The 12683-nt window shown below is 62.1% G+C and carries 11 protein-coding genes; 10 read left to right on the top strand and 1 reads right to left on the bottom strand.

Features of this window, described 5'->3' with window-relative positions; translation table 11 throughout:
• Positions 1 to 5 precede the first annotated feature (5 nt).
• Positions 6 to 1361: a sigma-54-dependent transcriptional regulator gene (locus NKI95_RS16945; RefSeq protein ID WP_352718189.1), complete on the top strand. Its 1356-nt coding sequence runs from the start codon at positions 6 to 8 to the stop codon at positions 1359 to 1361.
• Between the two features lie 24 nt (positions 1362 to 1385).
• On the opposite strand, the gene NKI95_RS16940 is transcribed toward NKI95_RS16945, so the two are convergent.
• Positions 1386 to 2129, bottom strand: a complete 744-nt coding sequence (locus NKI95_RS16940) for a 2OG-Fe(II) oxygenase (protein WP_352718187.1) — start codon at positions 2127 to 2129, stop codon at positions 1386 to 1388.
• Between the two features lie 235 nt (positions 2130 to 2364).
• Here NKI95_RS16940 and NKI95_RS16935 point away from each other — a divergent pair, with 235 nt between their 5' ends.
• The 9 genes from NKI95_RS16935 (at position 2365) to NKI95_RS16895 (ending at position 12668) form a co-directional block, all read left to right on the top strand.
• On the top strand, positions 2365 to 4356 hold the full coding sequence (locus tag NKI95_RS16935) for a tetratricopeptide repeat protein (RefSeq protein ID WP_352718185.1): 1992 nt from the start codon (positions 2365 to 2367) through the stop codon (positions 4354 to 4356).
• Positions 4357 to 4395: 39 nt separating this feature from the next.
• Positions 4396 to 6168, top strand: coding sequence for a tetratricopeptide repeat protein (locus NKI95_RS16930; RefSeq protein WP_352718183.1), 1773 nt, complete (start codon positions 4396 to 4398; stop codon positions 6166 to 6168).
• 180 nt (positions 6169 to 6348) lie between these two features.
• On the top strand, positions 6349 to 7074 hold the full coding sequence (locus NKI95_RS16925) for a 3-keto-5-aminohexanoate cleavage protein (protein ID WP_352718181.1): 726 nt from the start codon (positions 6349 to 6351) through the stop codon (positions 7072 to 7074).
• A 217-nt stretch (positions 7075 to 7291) separates the two neighbouring features.
• Positions 7292 to 8149 (top strand): acyltransferase family protein, encoded by an 858-nt coding sequence (locus tag NKI95_RS16920; RefSeq protein WP_352718179.1) that lies wholly within the window; start codon positions 7292 to 7294, stop codon positions 8147 to 8149.
• Between the two features lie 505 nt (positions 8150 to 8654).
• Positions 8655 to 9158 (top strand): Lrp/AsnC family transcriptional regulator, encoded by a 504-nt coding sequence (locus NKI95_RS16915; RefSeq protein ID WP_352467630.1) that lies wholly within the window; start codon positions 8655 to 8657, stop codon positions 9156 to 9158.
• Positions 9155 to 10318, top strand: a complete 1164-nt coding sequence (locus tag NKI95_RS16910) for a saccharopine dehydrogenase family protein (RefSeq protein WP_352718177.1) — start codon at positions 9155 to 9157, stop codon at positions 10316 to 10318. Before NKI95_RS16915 ends, NKI95_RS16910 begins: the two co-directional genes overlap by 4 nt.
• A 111-nt stretch (positions 10319 to 10429) precedes the next feature.
• On the top strand, positions 10430 to 11218 hold the full coding sequence (locus NKI95_RS16905; RefSeq protein ID WP_023720608.1) for an ABC transporter substrate-binding protein: 789 nt from the start codon (positions 10430 to 10432) through the stop codon (positions 11216 to 11218).
• A 107-nt stretch (positions 11219 to 11325) separates the two neighbouring features.
• Positions 11326 to 11997, top strand: a complete 672-nt coding sequence (locus NKI95_RS16900; protein WP_023720609.1) for an amino acid ABC transporter permease — start codon at positions 11326 to 11328, stop codon at positions 11995 to 11997.
• On the top strand, positions 11994 to 12668 hold the full coding sequence (locus NKI95_RS16895; RefSeq protein ID WP_352718175.1) for an amino acid ABC transporter permease: 675 nt from the start codon (positions 11994 to 11996) through the stop codon (positions 12666 to 12668). Before NKI95_RS16900 ends, NKI95_RS16895 begins: the two co-directional genes overlap by 4 nt.
• The last annotated feature ends 15 nt before the right edge of the window (positions 12669 to 12683 follow it).

The raw sequence follows: 12683 nt of genomic DNA, 5'->3' as shown, positions 1-12683 counted from the left end.
CCATCATGACGAACGACAATGCCGCGCCGGTGATCCTGATCGACGACGACCGCGATCTCCTCAAGGCCACCGCGCAGACGCTGGAGCTTGCCGGCTTCTCGGTCTCGGCCTTTGCGGTGGCGGCCGAGGCGCTGGCCGGGCTCGACGCCGGTTTTGCCGGCGTCGTGGTGTCCGATATCCGCATGCCTCAGATCGACGGCTTGCAGCTTTTCAACCGTGTCCTGCGGCTGGATGCGGACATTCCGGTCATCCTCGTCACCGGCCACGGCGACATCGCCATGGCCGTCAAGGCGATCAAGGACGGCGCCTACGACTTCATCACAAAGCCCTTCGCCGCCGACCGGCTGGTGCAGAGCGTGCGTCGCGCGGCGGAAAAGCGCCGCCTGGTGATGGAGAACCGGGCCCTGCGCGACGCGGCCGGAGAGGCGCAGGACGGCCTGCCGCTGATCGGCCAGACACCGGCGATGGAAAGGTTGCGCCGCACGCTACGCCAGATCGCCGACACCGATGTCGATGTGCTGGTGACTGGTGAGACCGGCTCCGGCAAGGAGGTGGTAGCCAGTCTTCTGCATCGCTGGAGCCGCCGCGCCAGGGGCAATTTCGTTGCGCTGAATTGCGGTACGCTGCCGGAGACGGTCATCGAAAGCGAATTGTTCGGCCACGAGGCCGGCGCCTTCACCGGCGCGCAGAAGAAACGGATCGGCCGCATCGAGCATGCCAGCGGCGGCACGCTGTTCCTCGACGAGATCGAAAGCATGCCGGTCTCGACACAGGTGCAGATGCTGCGCGTCTTGGAAATGCGCGAGGTCACTCCGCTCGGCACCAACGAGGTGCGGCCGGTCGATCTGCGTGTTGTCGCCGCCGCCAAGGTCGATCTCGGCGATCCGCGCCAGCGCGGCGCTTTCCGCGAGGATCTCTATTACCGGCTCAACGTGGTGACGATCTCGATCCCGCCGCTGCGCGAACGCCGCGAAGATGTCGCCCTGCTGTTCTTCTATTTCGCCGAGCGCGCCGCCGCCCGCTTCCACCGCCCTGTGCCGGCAGTGCCGGCGACGGTGCATCGCCATCTCAGCGACCATGACTGGCCGGGCAATGTGCGCGAACTGGCGCATTTCGCCGAGCGGTTTGTGCTTGGATTGGAGGAAGGCGCCGAAGCACAACCCCCTGCCCCGGCCCAATCGAACACCGCCATGAAGCTGCCGGAGCGGCTGGAGCGTTACGAGGCCGACATCATCCGCGAGACGCTTGGCCGCAACGAGGGCGACGTCAGGCGCACGATCGAAGCGCTGGGGATTCCGCGCAAGACTTTCTACGACAAGCTCCAGCGCCACGGCATCGTGCGCAGCGATTTTTCCAGGTAATAGCCGCCGGGCCGAGCGGCTCGGCTATTTGGCGTCGTGGAAGATGATGCCGACGGTGTGGCGCATGCCGGAGCGAAGCCGGCTGACGCCGTGCCTGAGATTGACGCGGTAATTGCCCTTGCTGCCCTGGACCGGACGATTGTGGACCGCGAAGGCGACCGCATCGCCCTGGCGCAGCGGCACCACCTCGGCGCGGCTTTGCATGCGCGGACGTTGCTCGGTCAGCACGAACTCGCCGCCGGTGAAATCCTTGCCGGGTTCGGACAACAGGATCGCCACCTGCAGCGGGAACGCCAGATCGCCATAGAGATCCTGATGCAGGCAATTGAAGTCGCCGGCAACGTATTGCAGCAGGAGCGGCGTCGGCCGCGTCTGGCCCTGCTCGTGGCATTGCTTGAGGAACGCGGCGTGTTCGTCGGGGTAGCGCTGCGCGATACCCATGCGCGCGTTCCAGTCGTTGGCGACCGCGGCCAGGCGCGGATAGAGCGCGGTGCGCAAGCCGCCGATCAAGTCGGGCAAGGGATAGCGGAAATAGCGGTACTCGCCCTTGCCGAAGCCGTGCCGCGCCATGTGGACATGGCTGCGGAAATGGCTCTCGTCCGAATAAAGTCCGGCAATCTGCCGGCACTCCTGCGGCGTCAGCAGCTTTTCCATCACCGCGCAGCCATAGCCGCTCAGCTCATCGGCCAGCTTCCGCCAGTCATATCCGGCAACGCGCGCCTCCGCGGATTTCACCGCCGCTTTCGAACCGATCGAGTGGATGGTCATGGCTTCGCCTCCTGTGGCTTCTCTGTCATTGAGATGGGTGAAACGGCGCGCGCGGACCACCCGTTTCTTGCCGGGTGAGCTCGTTAGCGATTGTCTCGGGGATTTCGTTGAATACAATGCAGCTGGGCTTGCCGCGATGGGGGGCGAATTGATCGGATGGGTTCGACAAAGGGACGGGTCAGTCCGGCAATTCCTCGTTTGCCTCGTCGCGATGCTGATCTCGGCGCTCCCGGCCTTGTCCGCCAGCAGCGACTGCGTCAGCGATGACGAGGTCGAGGCAAGCACGCGGATCGCCGCCTGCACGCGCATGATCGAGGATGCGACAGAGCCTGTCGAAAACCGCGCGACTGCCTACTACAAGCGCGGCGAGGCACGGGCGTCACAAGGCGACTACGACCGTGCGATTGCAGATTTGGGCCAGGCGATCGACCTCGATTCGAAATTCGCCGGTGCTTACTATGTCAGAGGCACCACAATGGTCGAAGAGGGCGAAAATGATCGCGCCATCGCCGATTTTGGCCAGGTGATCAGCCTCGATCCGACAAACCCCGAGGCGTACAACAGCCGAGGTGTCGCCTGGGAGCACAAGGGCGACTACGACCGCGCCATTGCAGACTATGATCAGGCCATCAGCCTCGATCCGAAGCATTCCGATGCCCATAGCAACCGGGGCAACGCCTGGGCAGACAAGGGCGACTATGATCGTGCCATCGTCGACTACGACCAGGCAATCAGCCTCGATCCTAAAAATGCGGGAGCCTACAACAACCGTGGCGTTGCCTGGAAACAGAAGGGTGAATACGACCGAGCCATCGCCGACTACGAACAGGCGATCAGTCTGAATGCGAAAGACGCCAAAGCCTACAGCAATCGTGGTGCTGTCTGGGTACTAAAAGGCGACTATGACCGCGCCATTGCAGACTATGATCGTGCGATCAGCCTCGACCCGAAACATGCCGACACTTATGGAGATCGTGGCATCGCTTGGGCACGCAAGGGCGATAATGATCGCGCCCTTGCCGACTACGATCAGGCAATCGGCCTAGGTCTGAAAGAGGCCAGCACCTACTACAACAGAGGCCTGGCCTGGGCACGCAAGGGCGACTACGACCGCGCCATCGCGGATTATGACCAAGCGATCGGCCTCAATCCTCAGGACGCTAGTGCTTACAACAATCGAGGCGTTGCCTGGAAACACAAGGGCGATTACGACCGCGCTATCGCGGATTATGACCAAGCGATCGGCCTCGATTCCCAGGACGCCACCGCTTACAACAACCGTGGCATTGCCTGGAAGAAGAAGGGTGACGACGACCGCGCTGTCGCCGACTACACGCAGGCAATCAGCCTCGACCCAAAAAACGTTGATGCCTGGTACAACCGGGGCCTCGTCTGGTCTGACAAGGGCGACTATGACGGCGCCATCGCCGACTTCAGCCAGGCGATCACGCTCGATCCTAAAGACCCAACTGCCTACGACAACAGAGGCAATGCCTGGGCACACAAGGGCGACGATGACCGTGCCATCGCCGACTACAGCCAGGCGATCATGCTCGATCCAGTACATGCCAAAGCCTTCAGGTACCGAGGCCGTATCTGGCACAAGAAGGGCGACGATGACCGCGCCCTTGCCGACTACGACAAGGCGATCAGCCTCGATCCGAAAGACGCCCGTGCTTACAATGGCCGGGGCGTTGTCTGGTCTGCAAAGGGTGACTACGCCCGCGCGACCGCCGACTACGATCGAGCAATCAGCCTCGATCCGAAATATGCCTATGCCTATTTTGGCCGCGGCATTCTCTCCTTCTATTCGAGCGCTCTGGCCAAGGCGCAAGCCGATTTCGAACACGCGGCCACGCTCAAGCCCGACGATGCCTATTTTGCGATCTGGCTGGAGATGACCGAGCGGCGCAACGGTGCGGTGGGCCACTTGCAGGAAGCGACTGAAAAGCTCGATATGACCAAATGGCCGGCGCCAGCGGTTCGCATGCTGCTTGGAGAACTAACGCCGGCCGAGGTATCGGCGGCAGCCGACGACGCCGACCCGGCCAAGAAGCGTGGCAATTCGTGCGAGGCGAACCTGTTCATCGCCGAACTCGATCGGCTGCAACGCCATGACGACGAAGCCTTACGGCTCTACCGGGTCGCTGCCAGCGATTGCCCTGGGGACTATTACGAATGCGTTGCGGCCAAGGCCGCTCTGCACGAGTTGGGCGCGGTTCCGTGAAGACAATTTCCAAGAATTTTTGATGACCCGAGGAGCGATTTGACCGGACCGGTTCGAGAACGGCACAGGTTTTTCTGGCGCACGCTGGCTGGTCTCATCCTCCTGCCTGTCACGGGGCTTCCGGCGCTGGCTGCCAGCAGCGACTGCGTCAGCGATGACGAGGTCGAGGCAAGCACGCGGATCGCCGCCTGCACGCGCATGATCGAGGATGCGACAGAGCCCGTCGAAAACCGTGGTATTGCCTATTTCAAGCGCGGCAATACCTTAACGGAACGAGGCGACTATGACCGCGCCATTGCCGACTATAGCGCGTTCATCGGCATCGCCCCGACCGTCGCCAGCGGCTACTATAACCGGGGCATCAGCTGGGTCTTCAAGGGCGACTACGACAAGGGCATCGCCGATCTGGACAAGGCGATCAGCCTGGATCCAAAATATGGCGATGCCTACTACAACCGCGGCGTCGCCTGGACCTTCAAGGGTGAGAACGACCGGGCTTTGGCCGACTATGACAGGGCAATCAGCCTCAATCCCGGAGACGGCAGAAACTACCACAATCGCGGGCTGATCTGGTCAAGCAAAGGCGACGACGATCGCGCGATAGTCGACTTCGATCAGGCCATCAGGCTCAACCCGAATGACGTCGGTTCCCTGAATGGCCGCGCCGATGCGTTGACCAGCAAGGGCGAAGAGGAGCGCGCGCTGGCCGACTATGACAAGGTAATCAGCCTCGATCCGAAAAACGCGCATGCCTACTACCGGCGCGGCAACGCCCGGCTGACGGACGGCGATTTTGACGGCGCCATCACCGACTACAACCAAGTGATCAGCCTCGATCCGAACGATGAGAGCATCTGGTACAACAGAGGGGTGGCCTGGTCAGGCAAGAGCGACAATGACCACGCCATCGCCGACTACGACAAGGCGATCAGCCTCGATCCGAAAGACCCCAAAGCGTACTTCAATCGAGGTATCGCCTGGGCTAGCAAGGGAGACAATGATCGCGCCATCGCCAACTACGACCAGGTGATCAAGCTCGACCCGAAACAAGCCCTCGCATATAATAATCGGGGCTTGGCCTGGGTGGCAAAGGAGAACGATGTTCGCGCCTTCGCGGACTACAGCCACGCAATCGATATCGACCCAACACTTGCCATCGCCTACAGCAACCGAGGCTTTCTCTGGAACAAGCGAGGTGAGTACGATCAGGCCATCGCCGAATACGACCGGGCGATTGGTCTCGATCCGAAAAATGCAAGAATTTACCACAACCGCGGCATTGCCTGGATGGGAAAGACCGGCGACGGTCGAGCCATTGCTGACTTCGACCAAGCGATCCTGCTCGATCCGAACTATCCGTACAGCTACTCAAACAGGGGTGTTCTCTATTTCTATTCTGGCTCGCTGGCCAAGGCGCAGGCTGACTTTGAAAAGGCGGCTGCGCTCAAGCCCGACTACGCCTATTTTGCCATCTGGCTGGATATTGTTGAACGACGCAACGGTGCGGCGGGCCATTTGCGGGAGGCAGCTTCTAAGCTCGACATGACGAAGTGGCCGGCGCCTATGGTTCGAATGCTGCTTGGCGAAAAGACGCCGACCGCGACATTGAACGACGTCGATGACTCGGATCCAACCAAGAAACACGGCAAATTTTGCGAGATCAGTTTCTATAACGCGGAACTCAGCCGGCTCAAAGGGCACCGCGATCACGCCCTATGGCTTTACAGGCATACGGTCAGCCATTGTCCAAAGAGTTTTATCGAATACCGTGCCGCCAACGCTGCATTACGCGAGTTGGGTGTTTCGCCGTAACTCTGCCCGACGGATGTTCGTTTGCTAAGAAGACTAAGCCGAACAACACGATAGAGGTGCATTCTGCCAGACTGATTCGGGCTGTGCCGCGTCCAGATGTCAGGAGCCTTCACCAGCGCGATTCCGGTTTTCACTGGCCCGCGCTAGACTGGCAGCAACCGCAACCGGACTGCCCCTGGCATGATCGTCCAGACCTGCATCAATGGTGCGCGCAGCGCCGATTTCCACCCGCGACTGCCGCTTGATCCCGAAGCCATGGCGCGCGACGGTGCGACCTGCGTCGCCGCCGGTGCCGCCGAACTGCATGTTCATGCCCGCGGGCTGGACGGCCGCGAAAGTCTTGCGCCGGCGACGATGGACCAGACTGTGCTAGCGCTTCGTCGCGCCTGCCCTGGAACGCTGATGGGCGTGTCGACCGGCGCCTGGATCGAGAATGACGACGAGCGGACACTGGCCGCGATCGCCGGTTGGAGCGAGCTGCCCGACTACGCCTCGGTCAATCTCAGCGAAGACGCCGCGCCCGCAGTCATGGACCGTCTGCGCCAGCGCGGCATTGGCATCGAGGCCGGGCTTGCCTCCGTCGCCGACGCCGAACGCCTAGTGAGCCTCGACCATGGCAATCGCGTGCTGCGCATTCTGATCGAAATCTCCGAGCAGGAGCCGGACGCGGCGCTGGAGATCAGCGATGATATCGCCACCGTGCTCGACGGCGCCGGGATGCGCCGGGCGATCCTGCTGCACGGCGCCGACGCCACGGTCTGGCCGTTCGTGCACCGGGCGGCGGCGCGTGGCTGGTCGACGCGTGTCGGACTGGAAGACGGCAAGGTGCTTCCTGATGGAACGGTCGCACCCGGTAACGCCGCGCTGACAGCGGCAGCCGTCGCCATCTTCGAGGCCAGCCGTTAGCGCGGGGAACATGTTGATGACGGCCAATCTCCTCTTCACGGGGAGATGCCAAGTTTTTGGCAACGAGGCAGGACAAAGTCGGGCGAGCCCAAGTGTGGCCGCGCGCTAATTTCAGTAAAACTTATCTAAAACTTTATGTATTAATTAAACCAGCAGTTAATCAGCACACCAACGATCACGTGTGTTAAAGCTCTCCCGCACCGGGGAACCATTTTTGATGAACATCATTCCACAGAATGATCACGCTGCGCCGCGTCGGGTTCAACAATATACATCGATACAGGTCCTGCGCGGGCTTGCAGCCCTCATGGTTGTTATCTATCATCTTCCGGCCGCACTGGGCATGCTCGATCTGCGTATTCCCGTTCTAAACAGTGGCGTCGACCTGTTTTTCGTCATCAGTGGTTTTGTCATGATTCTCTCGACGGAGAACAGACGTCGCGACCACCGAGCATTTTTGATGCAGCGGTTCACGCGCGTCGTTCCGTTCTATTGGGTCATGACCTTCCTCATGCTCGCCGCACTTTGGTTGTTTGCCGGTCGTGCAGTGTCTCTTGAGCAGATCAGCAATAGCCTGCTTTTCATACCCTATCTCGATACGGTCACAGGCTATGTCCAACCGGTGCTTGGGGTGGGTTGGACGCTCAATCTGGAAATCCTGTTTTACATTCTGTTCGCGGCGACTATGCGTTTTGGCAGGTTGACGCAAATGGCCGCGGTCGGCGTTGTCTTTGCAATCGCCGTGGCGGCGCGCATCATCTTCAAACCCGCCGCCGACACTGTGCTGTTTTTCTATACCACGCCAATCCTGTTTGAGTTCCTTGCCGGCATGGCTCTCGGCCACCTGGTCGGCAGACTGGCGCGTTTGCCTGCCGTCCCGGGTGTCTCGGCAATCGTGTTCGCCATCGTGTCCATGCTGGTGATGGTACTTGGCTTCAACTTGCCGCGAACCCTTGCTCAGGGAATCCCGGCGTTGATCCTTGTCGCGGGTTGCATCAGCCTGGAAAGCTACTTCCGTTTTTTGCTCCTCGCGTGCTGGCAAGGTTGGGTGATGCTTCCTACTCTCTCTATCTGACCCATCCTATCGTGCTGCTTGCGACCGCTCCTGTCGTTGCAAGCGTCAGCGTATCACCATGGCTTGCAGGCCTGGTTATTGTCGCAGCCTGCATTGCCGTCTCCCTGGCCAGCTACGGTTTTGTTGAAAAGCCGCTTTTGGCCATTTCGCGGATGAGCCTTTCCGCCCGTCACGTGAAGGCATGAGTTGCGGCTGCGCCCCGCAGAACGACGCTGTCCCGCCAACCTTAACCCGGCGGCGCTGAACCTTCAAAAAAAGATCCGGAAACAAAAACCCGCCTCGGGAGGACGAGTCGTTGGAGCCAATTGGCACCATACCTGAATTAGTAGCATAGCTGCCGGCACAAAGCAAGAACAAAATGTGGCGCCCGCGACGAAACTCCCGACAGGGCGCAGAGCCATGGCGGATGACATGGCTCTTGCCGTTGTTAAAAATCTCTCATAAGGTATTTTCATATCTGAAAGAAAATCCAATCGTTTCTTTCCCTTTATGAAAGCCTGAGCGTTTGCGGGAACATCTCGATCAGACCGACCGGCGACTGGTCAAGCTGCTGTCGCAGGACGCGCAGCTTGGCGTCAACCGCCTTGCCGAGAAGATGGCGATCTCGGTGCCGACGGTCCGCATGCGGCTGCGCAATCTGCTCGACCGCAACCTGCTCAAGATCGTCGGGCTGCTCAACCTGACCGAACGCCCCGAGCTGATCTCGGCGATCGTCGGCATCAATGCGCAAGGGCGCGGCCGGGCGCGAGAACTGGCGCAGCGCATCTCGGAATTGCCTTTCGTGAACTCGGCCGCCGTCGTCACCGGGCGCTTCGACATCATCGTCGATGTAACCGTGGCTGGTGATGTCGCCGATCTCTACCGCGTCACCAGCGAGCTGATCCCCGGCGCCGGCGAGCCGGGCGAAGTCGTGCGCAGCGAGACCTTCGTCGTCATGGCGTCCTGCAACAAATGGGTCAGCCTGCCGGAAGGCTGCTGGTCGGACGATACGCGGAAGGAAATGGCATGAAGATCGCGGTTCTCGGCGGCCTCGGCCTGCAAGGCCGGGCGGCGATCGCTGACCTCGTTGCCAGCGACGGCGTCGAGCAAGTGGTCTGCGTCGACACTGCAACCGACGGCGCTGCGCGGCTTGGCGGCCTGACCGACCTTGCCCGGGTGCGTTTCGTCGTGCCGGAGGGCGCGATCGGCCCAGCATTGGCCGATGTGATGAAGGACGTCGACGCGGTCATCGACCTCTTGCCGCAACCGCTGATGCGCGAGGCGGTGTTAGCCGCGATCGCGACGCGCACGCCGCTGGTCACCACCAATTACGGCAAGGCCATCGCCGATCTCGCTCCCGAGGCCGAAAAGGCCGGCGTTTCGATCGTCACCGAATGCGGGCTCGACCCCGGCATCGACCTTGTGCTCTACGCACGCGCCGCAAGCCAGTTCGACACCATCATCGCCATCGATTCCTACTGCGGCGGCATTCCCGAGCCGAAGGCGGTGGTCGAGCCGCTGCGCTACAAGGTGAGCTGGAATTTCGACATGGTTCTGGTCAGCCAGAACCGCGACAGCGTGCTGGTCGAGGACGGCAAACGGGTCGATGTGCCGGCCGCCCGCCAGCACGACAATCGTTTCATCCACGACATCGAGATCGCCGGGCTGGGCAGGCTGGAAGCCTTCCCCAATGGCGACGCGCCGCATTATGCCGGCATGCTCGCCGCCGCCAAGGGGCTGCAGCGCTCCGGCCGCTATTCGCTGCGCTGGCCGGGCTGGTCGGCGTTCTGGGCGCCGCTGAAGCAGCTCGGCTTCCTGTCCGAGGACAAGGTGCCCGGCACCGGCGTCAGCCCACGCGAATTTCTCGGCCGGCTGCTTGGCCCGCAACTGCAATATGGCGCCGATGAGAAGGACCTTTGCGTCATGCGCAACGTCTTTGTCGGCAGCGAAGGCGGCCGCCGCAAGACGGTGACCTCGGAGCTGGTCATCGAACGCGACCTCGCCTCCGGCCTGTTCGGCATGAGCCTCGGCGTCGGCTATCCCGCCAGCATCGTGGCGCAGATGCTGGCACGGCGCGAGATCGCCGCGCCCGGCCTGCTCAATCCGCTGCTGCATGTGCCCGATGGCCGCTTCCTCGATGAACTGGCAAGGCGCGGCATCAAGGTCGCCGAAACGGTGAGCTGGGACTGAAGGATTTTCGAACGGTGGTCGCCGCCGGCAACGGCGCTGCCGCTCAAAAAGCACCTCGATGGGGTGAAACAACAAGTGGAACAACAAACGACAACAAGGAGGAATGCCCAAATGAAGATTGCCAAGCTTTTCATCGCCGGACTTGCGCTCGCCGGCCTCACCGCCGCCGCCAGTGCCGGAACCCTCGACGAGATCACCAAGCGCGGCGAGTTGCGCGTTGCGGTGCAGACGCAAGGACCGCCCTTCTCGCTGGTCGGCGCCGCCGGCGAGCGCACCGGCAGTTCGGTCGAACTCGCCGAACTGATGGCCAAGGAAATGGGCGTCAAGATCACCTTCCTCGACTTCGACTGGGATGGCCTGATCCCGGCGCTGCTGTCGGGCAAGGCCGATCTTCTGGTCGCCGACATGACGCCGACGCTGGCGCGTGGCATGAAGGTCGCCTTCACCAAGCCTTACATGTACACGGGCAGCACCGTCTTCACCAAGGCTGGGACCGCCTTCAAGTCCACCGAGGACTGCAAGGCCAAGGGCACCAAGATCGCGGTGCTGCTCGGCGCCACCGGCGAGAAGGAAGCCAAGGCCGCCTTCCCCGATGCCGACATCAAGAGCTACAAGGGCGGCGGCCCGCTGCTGCTCGACGCAGTCAACAACGGCCAGGCCGATTGCGGCGTCAACGACGTCTCGGCGGTCAAGGGCCAGTCGACCGCTTATCCGGCCGGCAGCTTCATCATCATGCCGGACATGCTGTCGAAGGAGCCGTTGGCCTTCGCCACGCGCTATGACGAGCAGGACCTGCTGACCTGGATGAACCTGTTCCTCGACCAGGTCAGCCTAGACGGCCGCCTGCAGAAGAACCTCGACTACTGGGTCAATTCCGACGCCTGGAAGAAGGATCACTGAGTAGAGGGAATAGTGAATAGTGAATAGTGAGTAGGGATCAGTAAGCGCTATTCGCTATTCGCTACTCACTACTCACCATTCACCATTCACCATTCACCGCCCCACCCATGCTCGAAAACTTCAGCTTCCGCACCATCGTCGAATATCTGCCCCTGTTCGGGCAGGGCCTCGTCACGACCGTGTGGCTTTCTGTCCTCTCCTTTGCCGGCGCGCTCGCCGTCGGCATCGTGCTCGCCGCCATGAACCTGCAGCGCGGCCGGCTGTTCCGCGTCCCGGCCAAGGCCTATATCGACGCGGTGCGCGCCACGCCGCTGCTGGCGCAGCTTTACTTCCTCTATTTCGGCCTGCCGCGGCTCGGCTTCGTCCTGCCCGAACTCGTCGTCGGCATCCTGGCCCTGTCGCTGAACAGCGGCGCCTACGTCGCCGAGATCATCCGCGCCGGCATCCTGTCGATCCCGCGCGGCCAGGTCGAGGCCGGCGTCGCTTCGGGCATGACCTATGTCCAGCGCATGCGCCTCGTCATCCTGCCGCAGGCGTTCAAGGTGACGATCCCGCCGCTGCTCGGCCAGGCGATCGTGCTGGTCAAGGATTCCGCGCTGCTGTCGCTGATCTCGGTCGCCGAACTCACGCGCGCCGGACAATTGCTCGCCTCCGACCGCTTCATGCCGGCGGAAGGTTTCATCACCATCGCCGCCTTCTACCTCCTGCTCTATTACGGGCTGAAGGGGCTGGCGGCGCTGTCCGGGCGCTGGCTCGGCCTGGCGGGGGCACGGACATGATCTGGCAGCAGCTGCAAAGCATCGCCGGCAGCTATCCCCTCGCGCTGCGCGGCCTCGGCATGACCGTGGTGCTGTCGCTGATCAGCCTGGTGCTGGGAACGCTGCTCGGCTTCGGCCTCGGCATCCTGCGCACCGGCGGCAACCGGCTGATCAGCAGCGCGATCGGCGCCTGGGTCGACCTGATCCGCGGCACGCCGTTCCTGGTGCAGATCTTCCTGATCTTCTTCATCCTGCCGGAACTCGGCATCGAGCTCGACGCCTTCACCGCCGGCATCATCGCGCTGACCAACCTGGCCGCCTGCTTCATATGCGAGATCGTCGTCGCCGGCATCCGCTCGGTGCCGACCGGCCAGGTAGAGGCGGCGCTGGCATCCGGCCTGTCGCGCTGGCAGCGCATGCGCCAGGTCGTGCTGCCGCAGGCGATGCGCATCGTGCTGCCGCCGCTGGTCGGGCAATATGTGCTGCTGATCAAGGATTCCTCGGTGGTCTCGGCGATCGGGCTGACCGACCTTACCCGCGTCGGCTGGCTGATTGTGCAGCGTGTGCCGAACGGTCTGCTGGTCTTCTTCCTCGTCGGCCTCGGTTATTTCATCGTCTGCTACCCCCTGATCATGCTGGCCCGACGGCTGGAACAGCGCATGGGTGCGGCCCATGGCGAGGTGGAGATATGACGAACCTCAGCAGCA

Origin of the sequence: Mesorhizobium sp. M0306, assembly GCF_040321655.1 — a bacterium.
In the GTDB taxonomy this organism is placed as follows: Bacteria; Pseudomonadota; Alphaproteobacteria; order Rhizobiales; family Rhizobiaceae; genus Mesorhizobium.
This window is presented reverse-complemented; position numbering and strand designations above follow the sequence as displayed.

Coding starts and splice junctions, on each gene's coding strand:
- NKI95_RS16945 (WP_352718189.1), top strand. CDS start 6: ATGACGAACGACAATGCCGCGCCGGTGATCCTGATCGACGACGACCGC.
- NKI95_RS16940 (WP_352718187.1), bottom strand. CDS start 2,129: ATGACCATCCACTCGATCGGTTCGAAAGCGGCGGTGAAATCCGCGGAG.
- NKI95_RS16925 (WP_352718181.1), top strand. CDS start 6,349: ATGATCGTCCAGACCTGCATCAATGGTGCGCGCAGCGCCGATTTCCAC.
- NKI95_RS16920 (WP_352718179.1), top strand. CDS start 7,292: ATGAACATCATTCCACAGAATGATCACGCTGCGCCGCGTCGGGTTCAA.
- NKI95_RS16910 (WP_352718177.1), top strand. CDS start 9,155: ATGAAGATCGCGGTTCTCGGCGGCCTCGGCCTGCAAGGCCGGGCGGCG.
- NKI95_RS16905 (WP_023720608.1), top strand. CDS start 10,430: ATGAAGATTGCCAAGCTTTTCATCGCCGGACTTGCGCTCGCCGGCCTC.
- NKI95_RS16900 (WP_023720609.1), top strand. CDS start 11,326: ATGCTCGAAAACTTCAGCTTCCGCACCATCGTCGAATATCTGCCCCTG.
- NKI95_RS16895 (WP_352718175.1), top strand. CDS start 11,994: ATGATCTGGCAGCAGCTGCAAAGCATCGCCGGCAGCTATCCCCTCGCG.